19 protein-coding genes and 1 pseudogene are annotated in these 21,733 nt (G+C 65.3%); 4 read left to right on the forward strand and 16 right to left on the reverse strand.

What is annotated here, in order from left to right; translation table 11 throughout:
* Positions 1-8 precede the first annotated feature (8 nt).
* The 16 genes and pseudogenes from HMI58_RS14615 to HMI58_RS05100 all read right to left on the reverse strand — a co-directional run bounded on the left by HMI58_RS14615 (position 9) and on the right by HMI58_RS05100 (position 17,973).
* The gene (locus HMI58_RS14615; protein WP_225667897.1) at positions 9-968 is read right to left on the reverse strand and encodes a Ppx/GppA phosphatase family protein; all 960 of its coding nucleotides are present in this window, start codon (positions 966-968) and stop codon (positions 9-11) included.
* 75 nt (positions 969-1,043) lie between these two features.
* Positions 1,044-1,634: pseudogene (locus HMI58_RS14620) on the reverse strand (DUF501 domain-containing protein); the annotation flags it as partial.
* Between the two features lie 73 nt (positions 1,635-1,707).
* The gene (locus HMI58_RS14625; RefSeq protein ID WP_225667889.1) at positions 1,708-2,574 is read right to left on the reverse strand and encodes a septum formation initiator family protein; all 867 of its coding nucleotides are present in this window, start codon (positions 2,572-2,574) and stop codon (positions 1,708-1,710) included.
* A gap of 84 nt (positions 2,575-2,658) precedes the next feature.
* Positions 2,659-3,939, reverse strand: coding sequence for a phosphopyruvate hydratase (eno, locus tag HMI58_RS05040; RefSeq protein WP_171586482.1), 1,281 nt, complete (start codon positions 3,937-3,939; stop codon positions 2,659-2,661).
* Positions 3,940-3,982: 43 nt separating this feature from the next.
* Positions 3,983-4,801 carry a MazG nucleotide pyrophosphohydrolase domain-containing protein gene (locus HMI58_RS05045; RefSeq protein ID WP_171618354.1) on the reverse strand — a complete coding sequence of 273 codons (819 nt, stop codon included), beginning with the start codon at positions 4,799-4,801 and terminating at the stop codon, positions 3,983-3,985.
* Entirely contained in the window at positions 4,794-5,930 is a 1,137-nt protein-coding gene (locus HMI58_RS05050) for an adenosine deaminase (RefSeq protein WP_171618355.1), read from the reverse strand. The genes HMI58_RS05045 and HMI58_RS05050 overlap by 8 nt, the downstream gene beginning before the upstream one ends.
* An 88-nt stretch (positions 5,931-6,018) precedes the next feature.
* Entirely contained in the window at positions 6,019-6,657 is a 639-nt protein-coding gene (locus HMI58_RS05055; RefSeq protein ID WP_171618382.1) for a DedA family protein, read from the reverse strand.
* Between the two features lie 343 nt (positions 6,658-7,000).
* Positions 7,001-8,287 (reverse strand): thymidine phosphorylase, encoded by a 1,287-nt coding sequence (locus tag HMI58_RS05060; protein WP_171618356.1) that lies wholly within the window; start codon positions 8,285-8,287, stop codon positions 7,001-7,003.
* Between the two features lie 150 nt (positions 8,288-8,437).
* Positions 8,438-8,872: a cytidine deaminase gene (locus HMI58_RS05065; protein WP_171618357.1), complete on the reverse strand. Its 435-nt coding sequence runs from the start codon at positions 8,870-8,872 to the stop codon at positions 8,438-8,440.
* Positions 8,873-8,874: 2 nt separating this feature from the next.
* On the reverse strand, positions 8,875-10,161 hold the full coding sequence (locus HMI58_RS05070; RefSeq protein ID WP_171618358.1) for an ABC transporter permease: 1,287 nt from the start codon (positions 10,159-10,161) through the stop codon (positions 8,875-8,877).
* On the reverse strand, positions 10,158-11,402 hold the full coding sequence (locus HMI58_RS05075; RefSeq protein ID WP_171618359.1) for an ABC transporter permease: 1,245 nt from the start codon (positions 11,400-11,402) through the stop codon (positions 10,158-10,160). The genes HMI58_RS05070 and HMI58_RS05075 overlap by 4 nt, the downstream gene beginning before the upstream one ends.
* Positions 11,399-12,934: an ABC transporter ATP-binding protein gene (locus HMI58_RS05080; protein ID WP_171618360.1), complete on the reverse strand. Its 1,536-nt coding sequence runs from the start codon at positions 12,932-12,934 to the stop codon at positions 11,399-11,401. The genes HMI58_RS05075 and HMI58_RS05080 overlap by 4 nt, the downstream gene beginning before the upstream one ends.
* A 167-nt stretch (positions 12,935-13,101) precedes the next feature.
* A complete protein-coding gene (locus tag HMI58_RS05085; RefSeq protein WP_225667888.1) occupies positions 13,102-14,235 on the reverse strand; it encodes a BMP family ABC transporter substrate-binding protein in 1,134 nt (377 codons plus the stop codon).
* Between the two features lie 193 nt (positions 14,236-14,428).
* Positions 14,429-15,493, reverse strand: coding sequence for an LLM class flavin-dependent oxidoreductase (locus HMI58_RS05090; RefSeq protein WP_318779126.1), 1,065 nt, complete (start codon positions 15,491-15,493; stop codon positions 14,429-14,431).
* Between the two features lie 59 nt (positions 15,494-15,552).
* Positions 15,553-16,767, reverse strand: coding sequence for an amidohydrolase (locus HMI58_RS05095; RefSeq protein WP_171618361.1), 1,215 nt, complete (start codon positions 16,765-16,767; stop codon positions 15,553-15,555).
* Between the two features lie 66 nt (positions 16,768-16,833).
* Positions 16,834-17,973: a mannose-1-phosphate guanylyltransferase gene (locus HMI58_RS05100; RefSeq protein WP_171586490.1), complete on the reverse strand. Its 1,140-nt coding sequence runs from the start codon at positions 17,971-17,973 to the stop codon at positions 16,834-16,836.
* Positions 17,974-18,247: 274 nt separating this feature from the next.
* On the opposite strand from HMI58_RS05100, the gene sdhC reads away from it, so the two are divergent.
* The 4 genes from sdhC (at position 18,248) to HMI58_RS05120 (ending at position 21,725) form a co-directional block, all read left to right on the forward strand.
* On the forward strand, positions 18,248-18,625 hold the full coding sequence (gene sdhC / locus HMI58_RS05105; RefSeq protein WP_171586491.1) for a succinate dehydrogenase, cytochrome b556 subunit: 378 nt from the start codon (positions 18,248-18,250) through the stop codon (positions 18,623-18,625).
* Positions 18,626-18,628: 3 nt separating this feature from the next.
* Positions 18,629-19,096, forward strand: coding sequence for a succinate dehydrogenase hydrophobic membrane anchor subunit (locus tag HMI58_RS05110; protein WP_171586492.1), 468 nt, complete (start codon positions 18,629-18,631; stop codon positions 19,094-19,096).
* Between the two features lie 62 nt (positions 19,097-19,158).
* Positions 19,159-20,937 (forward strand): succinate dehydrogenase flavoprotein subunit, encoded by a 1,779-nt coding sequence (gene sdhA, locus HMI58_RS05115; protein WP_171586493.1) that lies wholly within the window; start codon positions 19,159-19,161, stop codon positions 20,935-20,937.
* Positions 20,937-21,725, forward strand: a complete 789-nt coding sequence (locus HMI58_RS05120) for a succinate dehydrogenase iron-sulfur subunit (RefSeq protein ID WP_171586494.1) — start codon at positions 20,937-20,939, stop codon at positions 21,723-21,725. Before sdhA ends, HMI58_RS05120 begins: the two co-directional genes overlap by 1 nt.
* Positions 21,726-21,733: the final 8 nt, after the last annotated feature.

Consider the following 21,733-nt stretch of genomic DNA (forward strand, 5'->3'; position numbering starts at 1 on the left):
TCACCAAGTTAGTTTCCTGAACTCTGGCTGAGGGCTATTCCGTCAAGGATGTCGTGTTCGCTGGCGATGGACGTCACCACCCTGCCTCCGGTGGCAACACCCAGGTGCGCGGTGATGGTCCGCCAGATCAACGCTCCGGCACCGATCACGTCCACCCTGCCCGGGTGCATGTAGGGCAGCGCGGCTCGTTGGTCGCGGGTCATCTCCAGCAGCTCGGTGGCAGCCCGCGCCACGAGGGCCTGGTCCAGTTCGGCGCCGTGGATCTCGGCCGGAGAGTACTCGGGCAGGCGCAGGGCGTGCGCGGTGACCGTGGTGATGCTCCCCGCCACACCGATCAGACGGGTGACCCGATCGAACGGTACCCGGAGCGCTGCATCAGCGATGAGCCGCTGTACCTCGTTCTCCATGGTGGTGATTTCAGCGGTCGTCGGCGGATCCGAGGCAAGGTAACGCTCAGTGAACCGGACGCACCCCATGTCCATGCTGATGGACGCTGTGACTCCGGCGGCAGTGCCGGCAACGAACTCGGTGCTGCCCCCGCCGAGGTCGACGACGAGCACCAGGGAATCCTCACCGGCCGAGGCCTCAGCGGGAAGAACGCTCAGCGCACCGTCGAAGGACAGCGCTGCCTCCTCTTCCCCGCTCACCACCTCGGGGTGTACTCCCAGCAGGTCATGGATCCCCGCGGCAAACTCGTCCCGGTTCGCTGCGTCCCGGGTTGCCGAGGTCGCCACGAAACGAATCCGGTCAGCGCCGTGTAAGTCGATGAGTCCCGCGTACTCACGGGCGGCGGTGAAGGTCCGCTCCAGCGCGGCGTCGGAGAGCCTGCCGGTGGTGTCGACGCCTTCGCCCAGCCGGACCACCCGCATGACACGAACGACGTCGGTGAGGGTCCGGTCGTCGTCGGCCACGTCGGCGATCAGGAGGCGGATCGAATTGGTTCCGCAGTCGATGGCGGCTGTCCGCATTATGGCGGTGGTTTCCGTTGCAGCGTCGGCAGCTGACCGGCGGTTCGCCCGCTTGATCTCCAGCTCCTCGGGGGTGAGCCCCTGGGTGCGGGTGTGCCGGCTGAGTTCGCGGTCGGGGGCCGTCCCTGCCGTGTCCCAGGCGCCGGCGCAGTAGCACCGGTCGCGGGTCCACCACTGGGCGATCCCGTCGAGCGCCTCGTCACCGAGCGGATTGACCCCGGGACCGGCAGCCAGCGAGTGGCCGACCAGGACGTGAAGGCATTTCACCCGGGTGGGCATTCCGCCGGCTGAGACCCCGTCGATTTCGGGTACAGGTCCCGTCCCGGACCGCTCCCCGATGGCGTTCCTGACGCTCAGGTAGTGTTCGTGGGCCTGCGCGTACTGCGCCGCCAGGACCGGGTCCTGCTCCAACCGCTCGGTCATCTCAGCCATCAGACCCGACGCTTCAAGGCGCGAAACCGCAGCGGTGATCACCGGGTGGGTGAGGTAGTAGGTGGTGGGGAAAGGAATGCCGTTGGAGAGCCGTGGGGCGGTGGTCGCGACGAGCGGGTTTCCGCAGACGCAGCGTGCCCCGATCTCGACGACGTCCCGCACCGGACGGCCCAGCTGACGGCTGAGAGTGTCGAGGTCTGAGCTGGTCAGTTCAGTGCTGGGTGCGGAATCCATGACGGCCTACCTTTCGTGCGTGGAAGCAGTAAACGTGCGGTGAAGTGGGGACTCGGCGGCGGAATTGCCGGGGCTAGGAGTCGGTTGCCGACCGCTCAATTGAGTCCCAGAGGGCGTCGACCCAGGGCAGGTCCTGCGGGGCCTCGCCCGAGGAGCCGACGGCTTCCTCGCCGAGGATGCTGTCCCCCACCACGACGTAGCGGGTCTCGCCGGGCATCACCAGGAAGATCCGTTCGCGGGCCTGGGCCTTGATGTAGGCGGGGTCTTCCCAGCGGGCGAGCTGCCGTTCGGACTCGAGCTGGGATTGTTCAAGCGCTGCGATCTCGTCGCGCAGCGTATTGAGCTCACCCTGCTGGAGGAGGTAGGTCCGCACCGAGGGTGCAAGCAGCACGGTGATGGTGACCAGGACTACCGCCAGGGCGAGGAGCCTGCCGGAGAAGGATTTCGCGGGGATGGGTTTGGCGTCTTCGGCCGGCACGATCGCTGGCGCGTCACGCCGGAAGGGCTGCCGCGCCCGCCGGATGGCACCGGCGAGCTGCAACCGCTGCTGCGCCCTCGCCTCGGAGGGACTCAGCGGAGCGGATTCGGCGGTGTCTTGTTGAGCGAACCCTGGTTTAGCGGTGTCTGATTTAGCGGAGCTTGAGTTAGCGGTGCGTGATGCCGCGGAGCCAGGTTTAGGAGTGCGTGACTCGGCGGAGCGGGGCCCAGCGGCGCCGCCGGCTCCCGCGTGGGGTACCGGTCCGCGCCCTGCGGGTCCCGCCGATTTACCGGCTGGACCCGCTGGGCGCGGGGCTGGTCGCATCGACCCGGAGGAGGCCGCCGCCGAGCCGGATCGCACGCCTGGACGGGCGCGCGGCCCACCCTCGTGGCTTTCCGGAGCTGGTGTCGCTGGCGCCTGAGGACCTGCACTGCGCGGCACCTTGGGGCGGCGGGTAGACATCAATACTCCTCTGGGTCCTCAATACACGTCACGGGCAGCCCGTGGGCAACCCTCTCTAATGAGGGTAGCCGCCGGGGCTGTGAACTAGGCCGTGAAACGCGGGAAGGCGGCCCGCCCTGCGTAACGTGCGGCGTCGTCGAGCTCCTCTTCGATCCGCAGGAGCTGATTGTACTTGGCCACCCGTTCGGACCGCGCGGGTGCACCGGTCTTGATCTGGCCGGCGTTGGTGGCGACACAAATGTCAGCGATCGTGGTGTCCTCGGTCTCGCCGGAGCGGTGCGAGGTGATGGTGGTGTAGCCGGAGCGCTGCGCCAGGGAGATCGCATCGAGGGTCTCGGTGAGCGTGCCGATCTGGTTCACCTTGACCAGCAGCGAATTAGCCGTATCGGCTTCGATGCCGCGGGCCAGGCGGACCGGGTTGGTGACGAAGAGGTCGTCGCCGACGAGCTGGACCTTGGAGCCCACCTGCTCGGTGAGGGCCTTCCAGCCGTCCCAGTCCTCCTCGTCCAGGGGATCCTCGATGGACACCAGCGGGTAGTCCCGGACCAGTTCACCGTAGTAGGCGTTCATCTCCGTGGAGGACAGGGTCTTCCCCTCGAAGTGGTAGGCACCGTCGGTGTAGAACTCCGACGCGGCGACGTCGAGCGCCAGCGCAATATCCTTGCCGGGGGTGTAGCCGGCCCGCTGGATGGCGGTGGTGATCAGGTCCAGTGCGTCGCGGTTGGACGGCAGGTTAGGAGCGAAGCCGCCCTCGTCGCCGAGCCCGGTGGCCAGGCCCTTTTCCTTGAGCACCGACTTCAGCTCGTGGTAGACCTCGACGCCCCAGCGCAGACCCTCGGAGAAGGACTCGGCGCCGAGGGGCACGATCATGAACTCCTGGATGTCGACGTCGGAGTCGGCGTGGGAGCCACCGTTGAGAATGTTCATCAGCGGCACGGGAAGCACGTGCGCGTTGGGGCCACCGAGGTAGCGGTAAAGGGGCAGCGCCGAGGATTCGGAGGCGGCCCGGGCGACGGCGAGCGAGACGCCGAGCATGGCGTTGGCGCCAAGGCTGGACTTGTTCTCGGTGCCGTCGAGGTCGATCATGGCCTGGTCGATGGCCCGCTGGTCGGTGGCGTCGAAGCCGAGGAGTGCAGGCTGGATCTGCTCGATTACCGCTTCGACGGCCTGCAGGACACCCTTCCCGAGGTAGCGGTTCTTCTCGCCGTCGCGGCGTTCGTTCGCTTCGAAGGCACCGGTGGACGCGCCGGAGGGTACGGCTGCCCGACCGAAGGTGTCGTCGTCGAGCAGGACCTCCACCTCAATGGTGGGGTTGCCGCGGGAATCAAGGATTTCACGTGCGTGGATGGCATCGATGATGGCCATGGGAATGCTCCTTTGGTCCTAGGGAAAAATTGCAGTCGGCCGGTCAGGGGTTGATCTGTCCGGGGGGTGGGGTCAGTGACGGGGTCGGTTCCAGCCTAGTGGAAACGTCGGCGGAAGCGCCGATCATGTCCTCGCCCTGCAGACTCCGTGACCGTGCCTGCAGCCGCAGCACAGCTGACCGCAGCGCGAGCTCAGGATCCAGTCCCGCAGCGGTGGACTGCTGCACCAGGGTCAGCAGCAGATCTCCCAGTTCGGCTTCGGTTTGCGGTGCGGGGCCCGGCAAGGGTGTGGCGGGTTGGGGCAGACTCCCCGGAGCCCGGCGGAGGGTCTTCGCCGCGAGCGCCAGGGCAGGCAGTTGCCGCGGGATTCCATGGAAGGGATCTTCACGAAGCGGTTCCTCGGCCCGTTTGACCCGGTGCCAGGTCTCCACGATCGAGTCGGTGGTGGCGTCGAAGCTGTCCCGCAAGGATCCGTCGGCAGCGAAGACGTGCGGATTGCGGCGGATCATTTTCTCGGTCAGGGAGATGACGACGTCGTCCAGCCCGAAATGCCCCTGTTCGCGTTGCAGCTGCGCATGTAGGACCACCTGCATCAGGACATCGCCGAGCTCACCGCGCAGTTCAGTGATCGTGTCCCCTGCCCCAGTTTCAGCCGCAGGAGTGTCAGCCGCGGGAGCGCCCGGGAGCTCATTGAGGACGTCAACAAGCTCGTAGCATTCCTCCACCAGGTACTCGACCAGTGAGGAGTGGGTGAGCTGCGCCATCCAGGGGCAGTGTTCCCGGAGCTGGGCCACCACAGCCACCAGCCGGTCCAGCGGGTGCTGGGATCCGGCTGGGGCGCGGCGGGACTCCGGCTCAGCCATCGGCGTGGATGTAGCCTTCGGTGACGTAGGCTGCCAGTGCCTCCCGGTCCTCAAGGGGCAGGAACGCTGCGTCGACGGCGTTGAGAGTGAGCTCCAGCAGGTCGTCGAGGTCGTAGTCGAACGTCTCGCTGAGGAGCTCGAACTCGTCGGTGAGGGTGACGCCGCTCATCAGGCGGTTGTCGGTGTTCACGGTGACCTTGAATCCGAGCTGGAACAGCAGGTCGATGGGGTGGCTGGCGATGTCGCCGCCGAACGCGGCGACGGCGCCGGTCTGGAGGTTCGAGGACGGGCACACCTCGAGGACGATGCCGCGGTCACGGACCCAGGAGGCCACCTGTCCGAGGGTGACGACGCCCAGCTCCGGCTCTTCGCTGTCGGCGTCGTAGTCGATCTCGATGTCTTCGGCGATCCGGACACCGTGGCCCAGGCGCAGTGCGTGGCCATGCACCAGTGCATCGACAATGCTGTCCAAACCAGCGGCCTCGCCAGCGTGAACGGTGGCGGGGAACTGGTGCTCGGCCAGGTAAGTAAAGGCGTCCTTGAACCGGGAGGGCAGGAAACCATCCTCGGCACCGGCGATGTCGAAGCCGACGGCGCCCTTGTCGCGGTGCCGGATAGCCAGTTCGGCGATCTCCTGGCCCCGGTCGGCGTGGCGCATCGCAGTGATCAGCTGACCGACCTGGATGGCCCGTCCGCTGGCAACTATTGAATCCACCGCCTCGTCGAGGCCCTGCTGGACAGCTTCGACTGCTTCGTCGAGGCTCAGGCCCTTGGCGGTGTGCTGCTCCGGGGCCCAGCGGACCTCGCCGTAGACGACGCCGTCGTCGGCCAGGTCCTCGACGAACTCGCGGGCCACCCGGATCAGACCCTCGCGGGTCTGCATGACCGCGATGGTGTGGTCGAAGGTTTCCAGGTAGCGGACCAGTGAACCGGAGTCAGCTGATTCGCGGAACCATTCGCCCAGCGCCACCGGATCGGTGGAGGGCAGCTGGTGCCCCACGGCTTCGGCGAGCTCGATGATGGTGGACGGGCGCAGGCCCCCGTCGAGGTGGTCGTGCAGGGAAACTTTGGGAAGGCTCCGCAGGTCGAAGGAAAGGTCGGTCGCTGGGGAGATGATTGGCTCAGTCACCCCACTCACCTTACGCGAGGTGCGGTGTGCGCACCTAGCGCCCTCCGGCCACCGCCGGGTGGCACAGTGCGATGCACTTCGGCGATTGCTACTGGCTGTCCGAGTGGACTTTCGTCGGTTCGGGGCGCAGCGGGGTGGAGCCGCGGACCGCAGCGATGATGCGGTCGAGGATGATTCCGAGGATGACAGCAATCCCGATGGCCACCATCACACCCAGCAGGTGGTTGTGCTCGAACCATGAGCCCGCGACCACGCCGATTCCCACCGAGTAGCTGGACCAGACAACAGCCGAGAGCCCGGTCAGGGCAACGAAGCTCCGCCGTAAGTATCCGGTGGCCCCAGCGGTGAGGTTGACAGCGACGCGTCCGATCGGAATGAACCGTGCCACCATGATCAGCGACGCTGCCCGTTTCTGCAGTTCGTGACCGGCCCAGCCGAAGGACCGCTGCATGCGGGCGGTGCGCATCCAGCGGAACCGTTTGGTGCCGATCGCCCGCCCCATCACATACGCAATGTTGTCCCCAATGAACGCTCCGAGACCCGCCGCAATGATCAGCAGCCAGGGGTTGGGGACGCCCTGGGTCAGGACCAGCGAGGCCAGGCCCACCACCACCGACTCGCTGGGAAACGGGGGAAAGAACCCGTCGACGGTGCAGCAGATGAAGACCAGCAGGTAGACCCAGGGCTGTTCGGCGGTGCTGAGGATGAAGGTGCTGGCCGCATTCATGACCTGGACAAGCGCTTCCACCCCGACCCACCGCCTTCCTGACACTCGTTGACTCACCGACACTCACCACGATGCCATCCGACACCTGGCGCCACCATGGGTGGATGCCCTGACCGGACCCCTGACTCGACCCCGGTCCCGGCTCACGCGTGATCAATGCTGAGGCGTGGCGCCGGGGTGTAGCAGCGGGGTGTAGTAACGGGGTGTAGTAGCGGGGTGCGGTGGATGGTTCAACGGTAATGTGCCGATACCGGCTGCCGCGTCGACCGTTCGACTGATCTTCGACCCTTCGACCTCCTCCCGTGGGTGGATGGGAGGAGGCCGAGGGCGCCAGATACGGAGCCTAGGCGATGCGGTCCAGGATAAGCTGCGCGTCGGGGCGCGACCCTTCGGGGGCGATGACGACGGCGCCCTCGAGCGCCTCCCGCGCCCGGTCGAACTTCTCGGGGGTGTCGGTCAGCAGCGTCATCAGTGGCTCGCCGGCGCGGACCAGGGCGCCTGGCTTGGCGTGCATCCGGACTCCCGCTCCCGCCTGCACCACGTCTTCCTTGCGGGCCCGCCCGGCGCCGAGGCGCCAGGCGGCGACGCCGACCGCCATGGCGTCAAGTTCCACGAGTACACCATCGGCGGGGGCGTAGATGGTCTCGGATTCCCGCGCGACCGGAAGTTCTGCGCGGGGATCGCCGCCCTGGGCTTCGATCATTGAGTTCCAGACATCCATAGCACGGCCGTCCTTCAGCGCCGCGGCCGGATCCGCATCGCGCACACCAGCGCAGGCGAGCATCTCCTCGGCCAACCGGACGGTCAGTTCCACTACGTCCTCGGGTCCGCCGCCGGCGAGTACCTCGACCGACTCCTGGACCTCGATGGCGTTGCCGGCGGTGAGGCCCAGTGGGGTTGCCATGTTGGTGAGCAGTGCGACGGTGTTGACGCCGGCGTCCTGGCCCAGCGCCACCATGGTGCGGGCCAGCTCCCGGGCCTGATCGAGGTTCTTCATGAACGCTCCGCTGCCCACCTTCACGTCGAGCACCAGCGAACCGGTGCCCTCGGCGATTTTCTTGCTCATGATGGAGGAGGCGATCAGCGGAATGGCCTCGACGGTCCCGGTCACGTCCCGGAGCGCGTAGAGCTTCTTGTCGGCGGGGGCCAGTCCCGCGCCGGCTGCGCAGATGACGGCGCCGACGTTGGCCAGCTGGCGCATCATCTCGTCGTTGCTCAGGTCCGCGCGCCAGCCGGGGATGGATTCCAGCTTGTCCAGGGTGCCACCGGTGTGGCCCAGCCCCCGGCCGGAGAGCTGCGGGACAGCCACGCCGAAGACCGCCACCAGGGGTGCCAGGGGCAGCGTGATCTTGTCGCCTACTCCCCCGGTCGAGTGCTTGTCACTGGTGGCTTTGCCCAGCGAGGAGAAATCCATCCGCTCGCCCGAGGCGATCATCGCCGTCGTCCAGCGACTGATCTCGGTGCGGTCCATCCCGTTCAGGAGGATGGCCATATTGAGGGCCGCCATCTGCTCGTCGGCGATGGCGCCGCGGGTGTAGGCGTCGATGGTCCAGTCGATTTGCTCCGGGCTGAGGGTGCCTTTGTCCCTTTTGATGCGGATGATGTCGACGGCGTCGAACTGCTCAGACATGGGTGCGGGTGTCCTTTACTTCTGGTGGTGCTTCGGAAACGCGGCACGTGACCGCTGTGTAAGTATCGGGTGCTGTGTAAGTTTCGGTGCTGTGTAAGTTCCAGTTGCTGTGTCAGTTCCAGCTGAGGGCAGGCCAAGGGCCGGCCCTGTTCAGGAGAGGTGCTCGGGGCCGAACGCGTCGGGCAGGACCTCGTCCATGGTCTTGATGCCGCTGACCGTCAGGAGCTGCATGCCGGGGGCACGGAACTCGTAGAGCAGCTGGCGGCACCGGCCACACGGCATCAGGGTGTTGCCATTGCCGTCGACGCAGCTGAACGCGACGAGCTTTCCGCCACCGGTCATCTGGAGCTGGCTCACCAGCGAGCATTCAGCGCACAGGGTCAGCCCGTAGGAGGCGTTCTCCACGTTGCACCCGGAAACCATGCGTCCGTCGTCGGTCAGCGCTGCGGCACCGACGGGGAACTTCGAATACGGCACGTAGGCCCGGCGCATGGCCTCCGTCGCTGCAGCGGTCAGCATCTCCCAGGGGATTTCCTCGGCGGGGATCCCTGACCCGGGGTTCCCGGCTGTGGTGTTCTCGGTCATGGCTACTCCTTCATGTACGGGGTGCCGCTGGCAGCCGGTGGGCGGGACCGCCCCACCAGGCCTGCCACCGCGAGGATGGTGACAATGTACGGGAGCATCGCCATGAACTGGCTCGGCACCGAGGTGCCGACGATCGAGAGCACGTACTGCAGGTTGGTGAAGAACCCGAACAACAGGGCAGCGAAGAACGCACCGATCGGATTCCACCGGCCGAAGATGAGCGCGGCCAGGGCGATGTACCCGGCGCCGGCGGTCATGTCCCGGGAGAACGAGCTGACCGAGACGAGCGTGAAGAAGGCGCCACCGAAACCGGCGACCGCGCCACCCAGGAGCACGTTCCAGAACCGGGTCGAGTTGACCTTGATCCCCATGGTGTCAGCGGCCTGGGGGTGTTCTCCGACGGCCCTGACCCGCAGGCCCCACTTCGTGTGGAACAGGCCCACGTAGATCACTATCACTGCCACGTACATCAGGTACCCGACGATGCTTTGCCGAAAAAGGATGCCACCGATGATCGGCAGGTCGGACAAGAACGGAATGCTGATGACCGGCAGGCTCGGTGGGGAGTTGAAGGTCGCCGAGTCGCGGCTGAGCAGCGTCGACGCGAGGAAGCCGGTCAGGCCCGAGACAAGCACGTTCAGCACCACGCCGACGATGATCTGGTTGACGTAGTACTTGATGCTGAAGACAGCGAGCACCACCGACACCAGGGTGCCGGCGAAAGCGGCAGCGATCAGTCCAACGTAGGCGTTGCCCGAGATGGAGGCGGCGACCGCAGCGGCGAACGCGCCGGACAGAAGCTGGCCCTCGATGGCGATGTTGACCACGCCCACCCGCTCGCACAGGACACCCGAGAGCGATCCGAAGATCAGCGGGATGGCGAGGGTGACTGACCCGGCGATGAGGCCGGCCAGCGAGATGCTCGGGGTATTGGCACTACCGACCACCCAGGTGAGGAAGCCGATCATGAACAGCGCGCCGTAGACGATCGGGATCCACCGGGCGACCTTCCGTCCGTTCCTGACCTGCAGGAACGCGTAGACGGCAATCAGCGTGAGGGCGACGGCGGTGAACCAGCCGACGGTGGTGGCGGGCAGGGCGACATCGGCCAGTCTGAACCGGTCCGAGTCGTTCGAAATGCGGAACACAGCGGTCTGGGCCGGGCTGCCGAGGGCGAAGACCAGCAGTGCGACCAGGGCACCAATGCCGAAGCCGATGGGCGCCTTCCAGTTCCTCACTCTCGCGGTATGCGTCGGGCCTTCCGGCCTCGTTTCGGTTGCAACGCTCACGCCACTCCTCCAGCTGCCGTTGTGGTGGTGATGTCCTCTGAGGACTGATCAGGCTTGGTGGTCTTTTTCTTTTTCTTCTGGTCAATCCGGAAGATGGCCTTGACCAGTGGAGGCGCTGCGATGAAGAGCACGATGAGCGACTGCACCACCAGGACGATGTCGATGGGCGTTCCGGTCTGGGTCTGCATCTGCACGCCGCCGGCACGGAACGCACCGAACAGCAGGCCAGCGAAGAAGACACCCCACGGGTGCGACCGGCCCAGCAGTGCAACAGTGATCGCATCGAAGCCGAAGCTGGCGGCGATACCGCCGGTCAGCACCTTCTCGGTGCCGGCGACCTGCGCCACCCCGGCGAGTCCTGCCAGACCGCCGGCGATCATCATGACCACCACATATCCCTTGGTCACGCTGATGCCTGCGGTGCGGGCTGCATTGGGGTTGGCCCCGACGGCACGGAGTTCAAATCCTGTGGTCGAGCGGTTCAGGAGCCACCACACGCAGATGGTGGCCGCGATGGCCACCAGGAAGCCCAGGTGCAGACGGTACCCGGAGCCGAGCAGCAGCGGGTACAGGGCGGAATCGTCCAGGCGGGGGCTGATCGGGTTGGAGGAGCCGGGGTTCTGGAAGCCCGGCGTGAACAGCAGGTAGGCCACCAGATACACGGCGACATAGTTGAGCATGATCGTCACGATCACCTCATGCGCGCCGGTGCGGGCCTTGAGGATGCCCGGGATGAAGCCCCAGAGGGCGCCGCCGATGAATCCGGCAACTACCGCAATGAGCAGGTGGAGGCCCGGCGGCAGTTCGAGGGTGAATCCTACCCAGGCAGCGAACGTGGCGCCGAGGATGATCTGCCCCTGGGCGCCGATGTTGAACAGGCCGGTGCGGAACGCGATGGCTACGCCGAGGCCGGCGAGGATCAACGGCGTCGCGACGGTCAGCGTTTCGGTGAGGGGGCGAATTGCCTGCGCGACCGTGTCGGCCCGGGGGTTGAAGATCGCGCCCTGGAACAGTGCGATGTAAGCGCCGCTGGCCGCCTCCCATGCCGCCGTCAGCATGTCGCCGGGGCGGCTGAAGAAGTAGGCCGACGTTTCTGCCACCCGGTCGTCGGTGACAGCGATCAGGATGCCACCGAGCACGATGGACAGCACTACCGCGAGTACGGCGACCAGCGTGCTTCCACCCATGATCCGGTGCAGGACACTGCGGGAGCTATCGCCTTGCTGCAGCTGTGAACTCATTGCTTCTCCTCCGCAGACTGGCCGAGGGCCTCGTCCGCCGTCATTCCGGCCATCATCAATCCCAGGACGTCGCGCGTGGTGTTTCCAGGCACCACACCCATCAGTTTGCCGCGGTGCAGGACGGCAATCCGGTCCGCCAGTTCGCTGATCTCATCGAGCTCGGTCGAGACGATCATGACCGGGGTTCCGCCGTCACGCTCCTGCACGATCCGCTTGTGGAGAAACTCGATGGATCCGACGTCGACGCCGCGGGTGGGCTGCGAGGCGATGAACAGGTTCAGCGGCCGGGACAGCTCGCGGGCCAGGACTACCTTCTGCTGGTTGCCGCCCGACAGGGTTCCCACTGCTGAATCAGCCGATTGGGTTCGCACGTCGTACTCGTGGATCTTTGCCTTGGCGTTGGCCATCACCACCGACGGTTTCATGGCCAGCCCCTTGGCGAACGGGGGCTCGTTGTACCAGTTGAGGATCAGGTTCTCCGCGACGGAGAACGTTCCGACCAGGCCGTCGACCTTGCGGTCTTCGGGGACGAAGCCAACACCGTGCCGGATCACGTCCTTGGCCTTCAAACCGATCAGTTCGGTGCCCTTGAGCTTGATCGATCCGCTGGCGTGGTCCTGGAGTCCCAGGATGGCCTCGGTCAGTTCGGTCTGGCCGTTGCCCTGGACGCCAGCGACGGCGAGGATCTCGCCCTCGGCAATGTCGAAGGTGACGTCATCGACCAGGCGCTGCCCGGTGGGTGAGAGGACCGTAAGGTTCCTGACCTGGAAGGTGCGCTCCCCGGGGTTGGCTGGAGCCTTGTTGAGGCTGAGGCTCACCTGACGGCCGACCATCATGTTGGCCAGCTCGGTGGTGCTGGTGCTCGGGTCGACACTTCCGACCACCGCTCCGCGGCGGATCACCGTGATGACGTCGGAGACAGCCCGGACTTCGCGGAGCTTGTGTGAGATGAAGACAATCGCTGTGCCGGCGGCTTTGAGCTGGCCGATAATGTCGATCAGTTCATCGGTTTCCTGGGGGGTCAGGACCGCGGTGGGCTCGTCCAGGATGAGCACGCTCGCGTTGCGGACCAGCGCCTTGATGATCTCCACCCGCTGCTGGACGCCCACGGGGAGGTCTTCGATCAGGGCATCGGGATCGACGTCGAACCCGTACCGATCGGAGATGTCGCGGATCTTGGCCCGCGTTTTTTCGAGGTCGAGGAGGCCGCCGGCGCGGGTGAACTCGTCACCAAGGGCTACGTTCTCGGCGACGGTGAACACGGGGATGAGCATGAAGTGCTGGTGCACCATGCCGATCCCGGCGGCCATGGCGTCGCCGGGGCCCTTGAAGGTGACCGATTTACCGTCGAGGAGGATTTCGCCGTCGGTCGGTTCGTAGAGTCCGTAGAGGACGTTCATGAGGGTGGACTTGCCCGCACCGTTCTCGCCGAGCAGGCAGTGCACTTCACCGGGCTTGACGACGAGGTCGATGGAGTCGTTCGCCACCAGGGTGCCAAACTTCTTTGTTATTCCCTGCAGTTCGAGCAGCAACGGACTCCAACCACCTGTTCTGGATCAGGACCGGAAATCAGCGGAGGGAGCCGCTGGACCGGTCAGTAGGGTTTTTGCTGGTTACCAGCCTAAACGCAAGACGCGCCGTCAGCTTGAGCGTGTGGGAATCCCTCACGCTCAAGCTGCGGCGCGTTATGCCTTGGCTGTTACGACTCTGGGCTGGCGTCGGAATCGACGGTGATGTCGCCCGAGATGATGCCTGCCTGGATCTCTTCCAGCTCGGCCTTCAGCTCGTCGGAAACGGCGGCTTCCTGATCGTGGAAGGGCGCGAGGGCCACTCCGCCGTTTTCGAGGGTGCCAACGTAAGGCGTGTTGTCGAAGTTGCCGTCGACGTCGGTGCTGATGACCTCTTCAACAGCCTCGCCCATGAGCTTCATGACCGAGGTCAGGATGAACTCGTTGCCGGCATCGACGGTCAGGAACCCATCGGAGTCAACCCAGATGACCTTGGCGTCGGCGCCGTCTGCGTTGGCTTCCTCAACTGCTTCGATGGTGCCGAGGCCCACGGGACCGGCAACCGGCATGATGATGTCGGCGCCTTCGTTGATGAAGTTCTCGGTGTTGGTCTTGCCGTTGGCGAGTGACTCGAAGTCGCCGGTGAACGTACCAGTTGCGGCTTCCTTGTCCCAGCCGAGGAGCTGGACGTCCTCGCCCTTCTGCTCGTTGTAGTAGGCGACACCGTCAGCGAAGCCATCCATGAAGATGGTCACGGTGGGGATCTGGATACCGCCGTAGGTGGCAACCGTGCCGGTCTGGGTGGTGCCCGCTGCGGCGTAGCCCGCGAGGAACGCGGCCTGAGCCGTGTCGTAGATGATGGGCTTGACGTTGTCGAGCTCGATGTCGTTGTCATCAACGATGGCGAAGTTGGTGTCAGGGTTGGCCTCTGCGGCTTCAGCGGTGGTCGCGGAGAGCAGGAAGCCAACGGTGACGATCATGTCGCAGCCACTGGTGACCATCGAGTTCACGTTCGGTCCGAAGTCGGTTTCGGCCTGTGATTCGGCCTCGCGGATCTCAATGCCAAGGCTATCGCGGGCGGCGGTCAGGCCCTCGTAGCTGGACTGGTTGAACGACTGGTCGTCGAATCCACCCGCGTCCGAGACAATGCAACCGGTGTAGTCAACGGTGGCTTCGGTTGCTTCACCGCTGGCGTCCGAGGTGCCTGCTGGCTCTTCGGGAGCCGCGCCACAACCGGCGATCAGCAGTGCCGAGGCGCCGAGCATCGCGGCTGACAGGGCCGTCTTGTTGTTGAGGCGCGTGGTGGTGCGCTGTGAGTTCTTCAAAATTCCTCCAGAAAGAAATGGGCCCCACGGCCGAAGACCTCAGTGAGTGACCGCCCCAGAAGCACCTAAACGTGTTCGTGGCTCTGTTTTCACTGATTTTTCGTAGGCTCTGTGCCGCACCGTGGGTCCGGCACGATATGAGCATACTCTAGCGGCGCCCTGCCCCAGCTCCTACCAAATCAAGCGACGGAAATCACATTGTTCGGGATTTGTTACCAACCGGTATTCCATTGGAAACCCGACCGCCCCACGCCTCGCTGAGCGCTTCGAGGGACGCCACCCGTGATGCGACCTCATAGGTGGTGCCGGTAATCATCAGTTCGTTGGCTCCAGTTTGCTGCACCAGCGCGTCAAGACGGTCGGTCACCTGCTCAGGCGTTCCGACGGCCTTGATCGCTGGAAGGTGTTCCAGCACCATCAGCTCCTGGTCGGTAAGTTCCCTGGCAGCCGCTTCCTCCGGGGAGACGATCGGCCCCAGCTTTCCGGAGCGCAGGGCCAGGGCCATGATGCGGGCAGGACCGGCGAGGTAGTCGGCTTCCTCTTCGGTATCGGCGGTCAGCGCCGAGGTGGCCAGCATCGCGTACGGCTCATCGAGCACGGGCGAGGCCTGGAAGTTGGACCGGTACAGGTTCATCACTGCTGCGGGATCCTCGTTGCCGAAGTGGTGCGCATAGCTGTAGCGCAGGCCCAGCATGCCTGCGAGCTGTGCCGAGTATCCGCTGGACCCGAGCAGCCAGACCTCGGGGTAGCTGGAGGCCGACGGCGTGGCGACCAGGTTCAGGGCCTGATCATTCGACCGGTGATCACCGAGCAGGCTCATCACCTGCAGGACATGCTGGGGGAACTCCTCGACACCCAGCCCGCCTGCCTGCCGCCTCAGGGCCATGGCCGTTGCCTGATCCGTGCCGGGTGCGCGGCCAATGCCCAGGTCGATCCGGTTCGGGTACAGCGCCTCGAGGAGTGCGAACTGCTCAGCGACGACAAACGGTGCGTGGTTGGGGAGCATCACACCGCCGGAGCCGAGCCGGATGCGTTCGGTCTGCGACGCCAGGTGGGCCATCAGGACGGGTGGGGAGGTGGATGCCACTGCGGGCATGTTGTGGTGTTCGGCGACCCAGAACCGTCGGTAGCCCAACCGGTCGGCGGCCTGCGCGAGGGTGGTGCTGTCGGCGAGGGCATCCCCCGACGATTTCCCGGCACCGACGGTGGCGAGGTCGAGGACTGACAGGGGCGGACGGGTATTCACTGATGTACTCACACTGGAGCTAACCTCTCGGGCCCCGGCTCTATTCCACGCTGGTAGCGTGGGCCGATCCGCTAGTGGCGGACGCCCCTGATCGCGCGCAGTGCGGCGTTGGTCATCACCTGGACGCCGCAGCCGATCGCCTGCTCGTCGGGGTTGTAGTCACCCCGATGCAGGTCGTAGGTTTCACCGTTGGGGGTGCGGGTGCCGAGCCGCATCATGGCGCCGGGCACCTCCTGGGTCATCCACGCGAAGTCCTCACCGCCCATTGACTGGGGTGTGAGGACGACGGCGTCGGGCCCGAGCTCGGCGCGCGCCGCGGCCTCCAGCAGACCGGTCTCCGCTTCGGTGTTGATCACTGGCGGCACTCCACGGGTGTGTTCCAGGTGGACGTCCACCCCGAAGGGTGCGGCGATCTGCCGGACAGTGCTGTCGAGAAGGTCCCCGGCGGCTTCCCATGCCTCACCGTCGAGGCAGCGCATGGTGCCGGACATGAAGCCGTGGCCGGGAATGGCGTTGGGCGCGCTGCCGGCGTGGATCTGGCCCCACACCACCGACACGGCGCTGCGGACGTCGATCCGCCGGGACAGCACGGCCGGCACGTTGACGGCGATGTTCGCGAGGGCGAACACCAGGTCCTCGGTGAGGTGCGGCCGGGAGGTGTGGCCTCCCCTGCCGGTCAGTTCCACCCGGACGGTGTCCGACGCCGACGTGATGGCCCCGATCCGCGTCCCCACCAGGCCGACGTCGATGTGTGGGTCGCAGTGCAGCGCCAGGATCCGTGGCACGTCGGTGAGCACTCCCTGCTCGATGACTTCCAGCGCGCCGCCGGGCATCATTTCCTCGGCGGGCTGGAAGATGACCCGGATGCGTCCACCCAGGGGCTCGTCGTCGTTCATCCGGGCGAGCACCAGCGCCACACCGAGCATCACCGTGGCGTGGATGTCATGGCCGCAGGCGTGGGCGATGCCGGTGGAGGCCGACTCGTAGGCCAACCCCGTCTCCTCCAACACCGGGAGCGCATCAATGTCAGCGCGCAACCCCAACCGGATGGGACCGGAGCCGATGTCGACGAACAATCCCGTGTATTCGAGCCGCTGGGGTGCGAGGCCGGCTGCCTCCAACCGCTCCACGAGCCGGTCGGTGGTGCGGTATTCCTTGTGCGACAGTTCGGGGTGCGTGTGCAGATCCCGACGGAAAAGGGTCAGATCCTCCAGCAGGGGGGCAAGCCACACGCCAATGGGAGGAGCGACTACGGGATCGGTTGGCGCACTGCGGTTGGTTTGCACCCCTCCAGCCTAGCCACAGCCGGACCGCACTATAGAACTGTGCTGTTGGGTTAAGCAGGAGCAGTCCTAGAGGACGTCGATCTCGCCGCTCGCCCGCAGGTGCTCGACGGCCTTCTTGACTTCCTGTGCGTGCTCCTTGGTGGTGACCAATAGGGCATCGGGCGTGTCAACGATGACGACGTCGTCAATCCCGATGAGCGCGATCACCCGCTTCGTATCGGAGACCACGATCCCCGAGGCGTTGTCCGAAAACACCCGCGCACCCTCGCCCATCACCGTCAACTTCGAGTTCTCGATGGCGGGATTCAGGCGGCCGATGGCGGCGAAGTCGCCGACGTCGTCCCAGCTGAAGTTGCCGGGAATCATTGCCACGTCGCCAGCCGCGGCGGCCGGTTCGGCAACCGCATAGTCGATGGCGATCTTCGGCAGGGTGGGCCAGACCCGGCGGGCCACCTCGACCCGGTTCGGGGTATCCCAGGCCTGGGCGATCTCGGTCAGCCCGGCGTACAGGACAGGCTCGTTGGCTTCGAGGTGGCGGAGCATGAGCGCCACCGGGGCCACGAACATTCCGGCGTTCCAGCTGTACTTCCCGGATTCGAGGTATCCCTGGGCGACTTCCTCGGACGGCTTCTCCACGAATTCGATCACCGCGTGGGCGCTCGGGGCACCCTCGATGTCGAGCCGCTCTCCGGCGCGGATGTAGCCGAAACCGGTGGCGGGGAGAGTGGGCTGGATGCCGATGGTGACGATATATCCCTGGGCTGCCGTGTGGATCGCTTCCCGGACCGCGTCCTGGAACACCTCGACCGGGGTGATGACCTGGTCGGCGGCGAACGAGCCCATGATGATTTCCGGGTCCCGCTGGTACAGGATGGCAGCGGCGAGGCCGACAGCTGCCGCCGAGTCCTTCGGTTCGCTCTCGAGCACCAGGTTGGAATCCTGGATCTCGGGGATCTGCTTCAGGACCGCACGGCGGTGCACCTTGCCGGTGACCACCATGATGCGGTCACCGCTGAGCGGGCCCAGCCGATCGTAGGTGGCACGGATGAGGGTGCTTCCGGACCCGGTGAGGTCGTGAAGGAACTTGGGCGCGGCCGCACGGGAGAGCGGCCACAGGCGCGTCCCCACACCACCGGCGGGGATCACCCCGTAGAAGCGCTCAAGCGCCTCGGTCGAATTTTGGGCACCAGCCCTCTGCGTAGTCATCGCCTCCACGTTAGTGCACGATGGTGAATTCGGCGGGCCGCAGGGCACCCAGCGCCTCCGATTGGCCCCCTCGCCGACGTCGGGACAGGCCCGCAAACGGGTGACGGTGAAGCGTCACCTTAGCGCCTGTTAAGAATGTCACAGCGTAGGAGAGCCTAAATTGAACCCACGGGTGACGGAGCCTACATTAGGATCAAGTGAAGAGTGCTTTCGCATCGGCGTCTTTCTGCGTGGGAGACATGCATACGCCGGGCGTGCAGGGGAGGTTATTTCAGTGTCGAAGACACCAGCAGGCACCCTCTACCGCGGCCGTGAGGGCATGTGGTCATGGGTAGCCCATCGTATTACCGGAGTAGTGATCTTCTTCTTCCTCCTGGTTCATGTGCTTGACACCTCGTTGGTGCGCGTGTCCCCCGAGGCTTATGACGCAGTGATCGAATCCTACAAAAATCCCATCATGGGCCTGGGCGAACTGGGTTTGGTGGCAGCCATCGTGTTCCACGCGTTCAACGGGCTCCGCGTCATCCTGATCGACTTCTGGAAAAAGGGACCCAAGTACCAGCGTCAGCTGCTCTGGGGCGTCGTCGGGCTGTGGGCAGTCACCATGGTCGCGTTCTCCATCCGTCACCTCTCAGTTGTCTTTGGAGGCTAAGCCATGGCTAACCCAGTAATTGAAAGTCCCCGCTCCGGGCGCGTTGCGCCGGAGTACACCCGTACCGGCGCCAGCAAGGGCAACTTTGAAATGTTGGCCTGGCTGTTCATGCGGGTCTCAGGCATCATCCTCGTGGTCCTGATCTTCGTCCACCTGTGGACCTCACTGATCGACGGCGACGGCATCAAGGGCGTTGACTTCGGTTTCGTGGCTGGCAAGTGGGCTGACCCGGTGTGGCAGATCTGGGACCTGGTGATGCTGTGGCTGGCTATGCTGCACGGCACCAATGGCGTCCGGACCATCATCAATGACTACGCGGAGAAGGACTCGACCCGGTTCTGGCTCAAGAGCGTGCTCTACGCCTCCACCGTTGTCATCATCGTGCTCGGCACCCTCGTGATCTTCACCTTCGATCCGTGCCCAGTGATCGACGGCGTAGCGCACGTAGCGCCATACTGCCCGGCTCCGTAGGGCTCCCGACGCATCAGGCCGCCGGCGCGGCCGTCCGGTTTACAACAGAAAGAGCAACACGTATGCAGGTCCACAAGTACGACGTCGTTATCGTGGGTGCCGGCGGCGCCGGTATGCGCGCCGCCATCGAATCCGGGCAACGTGCGCGGACCGCAGTACTGACCAAGCTGTACCCAACCCGCTCCCACACCGGGGCGGCGCAGGGCGGCATGTGCGCGGCTCTAGCCAACGTTGAGGAAGACAACTGGGAGTGGCACACCTTTGACACGGTCAAGGGCGGCGACTACCTGGTTGACCAGGACGCGGCGGAGGTGATGGCCAAGGAGGCCATCGACGCCGTACTGGACCTCGAAAAGATGGGGCTGCCGTTCAACCGCACCCCCGAGGGCCGGATCGACCAGCGCCGCTTCGGCGGCCACACCCGTGACCACGGCAAAGCCCCGGTACGCCGGTCCTGCTACGCAGCCGACCGCACCGGGCACATGATCCTGCAGACCCTCTACCAAAACTGCGTCAAGCACAACGTCGAGTTCTACAACGAGTACTACGTGCTCGACCTGCTGACCGTGCAGGAAGAAGTCACCGTCGACGGGGTCACCAAGCTGCAGACCCGGGTCGCCGGCGTCGTCTCCTACGATCTGGCAACGGGCGAACTGCACGTGTTCCAGGCAAAATCGATCATCTTCGCCTCAGGCGGGGTGGGCAAGGTCTACAAGACCACCTCCAACGCCCACACCCTCACCGGTGATGGAATGGGCATCGCGTTCCGCCGGGGCATCCCCCTGGAGGACATGGAGTTCTTCCAGTTCCACCCGACCGGCCTGGCCGGCCTGGGCATCCTGCTGTCCGAAGCGGCCCGCGGCGAGGGAGCGATCCTGCGTAACTCCGAGGGCGAGCGGTTCATGGAGCGGTACGCCCCCACCATCAAGGACCTGGCGCCCCGTGACATCGTGGCCCGCTCGATGGCCAACGAGGTCAGGGAAGGGCGCGGCTGTGGACCGAACAAGGATTACGTCCTTCTCGACCTCACCCACCTGGAGCCGGCGCACATCGACGCGAAACTCCCTGACATCACTGAGTTTGCGCGCACCTACCTCGGCGTCGAGCCGTACACCGAGCCGGTGCCCGTCTTCCCCACCGCCCACTACGCCATGGGTGGCATCCCCACGAACATCAAAGCCGAGGTCCTCCAGGACAACGACACAGTTGTTCCGGGCCTGTACGCCGCCGGTGAGGTGGCCTGTGTGTCGGTCCACGGATCGAACCGCCTGGGCACCAACTCGCTGCTCGACATCAACGTGTTCGGCAAGCGTGCCGGCATCTACGCGGCCGAATACGCGTTGACCGCCGACTTCGTCGAAATCCCCGAAAACCCGCTGGTCGAAACGGAGTCGCTGCTCGACACGATGCGCAGCTCCGAGGGTGGCGAGCGGGTGGCACAGATCCGCAAGGAACTGCAGGACATCATGGACGCCAACGTACAGGTGTTCCGCACCGAGGAAACCCTGCTCGAAGCGCTCAGCGTGATCGACGGCCTGGAGGAGCGGTACAAGCACGTCACCGTCCAGGACAAGGGGAAACGGTTCAACCTGGACCTGCTGGAAGCAGTGGAACTGGGTTTCCTGCTCGACATGGCCAAGGTCATGACCGCTGCGGCCCTGCACCGGAAGGAATCCCGTGGGGGCCACTTCCGCGAGGACTACCCCGAGCGGGACGACGAGAACTACATGACCCACTCGATGGCCTACCTGGATCCAACGGCCACCGAAACCTCCGGCGTGCGTCTGAAGACCAAGCCGGTTGTGTTTACCCGTTACCAGCCCATGGAGCGTAAGTACTAATGAGCACTGAAACAGTCGAAAGAGAACCAGCCTCCAAGATCGATCTGGCACCGGGGATTGGCGGCGGCGGGGAAATCCCGACGTTCGACATTACCCTCAAGGTCCGCCGCTACAACCCTGAGGTTTCCGACGAGGCCCACTGGGACGAGTGGAAACTGACCATGTACGGCACCGACCGCGTGCTGGATGCCCTGCACAAGGTGAAGTGGGAGCACGACGGCACGGTCACGTTCCGCCGCTCCTGCGCGCACGGCGTGTGTGGGTCCGACGCGATGCGGATCAACGGGCGCAACCGGTTGGCCTGCAAGACCCTGCTGAAGGACCTCGACACGTCCAAGCCCATCCTGGTGGAGCCCATCAAGGGCCTCCCGGTGGAAAAGGACCTCATCGTGGACATGGAGCCGTTCTTCCAGTCCTTCCGTGAAGTCATGCCGTTCCTGGTCAACCGTGGCCACGAACCCACCAAGGAGCGCCTGCAGTCGGCCGAGGAGCGGGAACGCTTCGACGACACCACCAAGTGCATCCTGTGCGCCGCGTGCACGTCCTCGTGCCCGGTGTTCTGGACCGACGGCCAGTACTTCGGCCCGGCGGCAATCGTCAACGCGCACCGTTTCATCTTCGACTCCCGTGACGACGCCGGCGACATGCGCCTGGAAATCCTCAACGACAAAGAGGGTGTGTGGCGTTGCCGCACCACCTTCAACTGCACCGAGGCCTGCCCCCGCGGCATCCAGGTGACCAAGGCCATCGCCGAAGTCAAGCAGGCCATCCTGAACCGCAAGATCTAGATACAGCT

It is taken from the genome of Arthrobacter sp. 147(2020), assembly GCF_013116715.1.
GTDB lineage: Bacteria > Actinomycetota > Actinomycetes > Actinomycetales > Micrococcaceae > Arthrobacter_D.

Bases quoted from the DNA above. Each gene is read 5' to 3' on its own strand.
- HMI58_RS14615 (WP_225667897.1), bottom strand. From the start codon at position 968: ATGCGGACAGCCGCCATCGACTGCGGAACCAATTCGATCCGCCTCCTG.
- HMI58_RS14625 (WP_225667889.1), bottom strand. From the start codon at position 2,574: ATGTCTACCCGCCGCCCCAAGGTGCCGCGCAGTGCAGGTCCTCAGGCG.
- eno (WP_171586482.1), bottom strand. From the start codon at position 3,939: ATGGCCATCATCGATGCCATCCACGCACGTGAAATCCTTGATTCCCGC.
- HMI58_RS05045 (WP_171618354.1), bottom strand. From the start codon at position 4,801: ATGGCTGAGCCGGAGTCCCGCCGCGCCCCAGCCGGATCCCAGCACCCG.
- HMI58_RS05055 (WP_171618382.1), bottom strand. From the start codon at position 6,657: ATGAATGCGGCCAGCACCTTCATCCTCAGCACCGCCGAACAGCCCTGG.
- HMI58_RS05060 (WP_171618356.1), bottom strand. From the start codon at position 8,287: ATGTCTGAGCAGTTCGACGCCGTCGACATCATCCGCATCAAAAGGGAC.
- HMI58_RS05065 (WP_171618357.1), bottom strand. From the start codon at position 8,872: ATGACCGAGAACACCACAGCCGGGAACCCCGGGTCAGGGATCCCCGCC.
- HMI58_RS05075 (WP_171618359.1), bottom strand. From the start codon at position 11,402: ATGAGTTCACAGCTGCAGCAAGGCGATAGCTCCCGCAGTGTCCTGCAC.
- HMI58_RS05100 (WP_171586490.1), bottom strand. From the start codon at position 17,973: ATGACTACGCAGAGGGCTGGTGCCCAAAATTCGACCGAGGCGCTTGAG.
- HMI58_RS05110 (WP_171586492.1), top strand. From the start codon at position 18,629: ATGGCTAACCCAGTAATTGAAAGTCCCCGCTCCGGGCGCGTTGCGCCG.
- sdhA (WP_171586493.1), top strand. From the start codon at position 19,159: ATGCAGGTCCACAAGTACGACGTCGTTATCGTGGGTGCCGGCGGCGCC.
- HMI58_RS05120 (WP_171586494.1), top strand. From the start codon at position 20,937: ATGAGCACTGAAACAGTCGAAAGAGAACCAGCCTCCAAGATCGATCTG.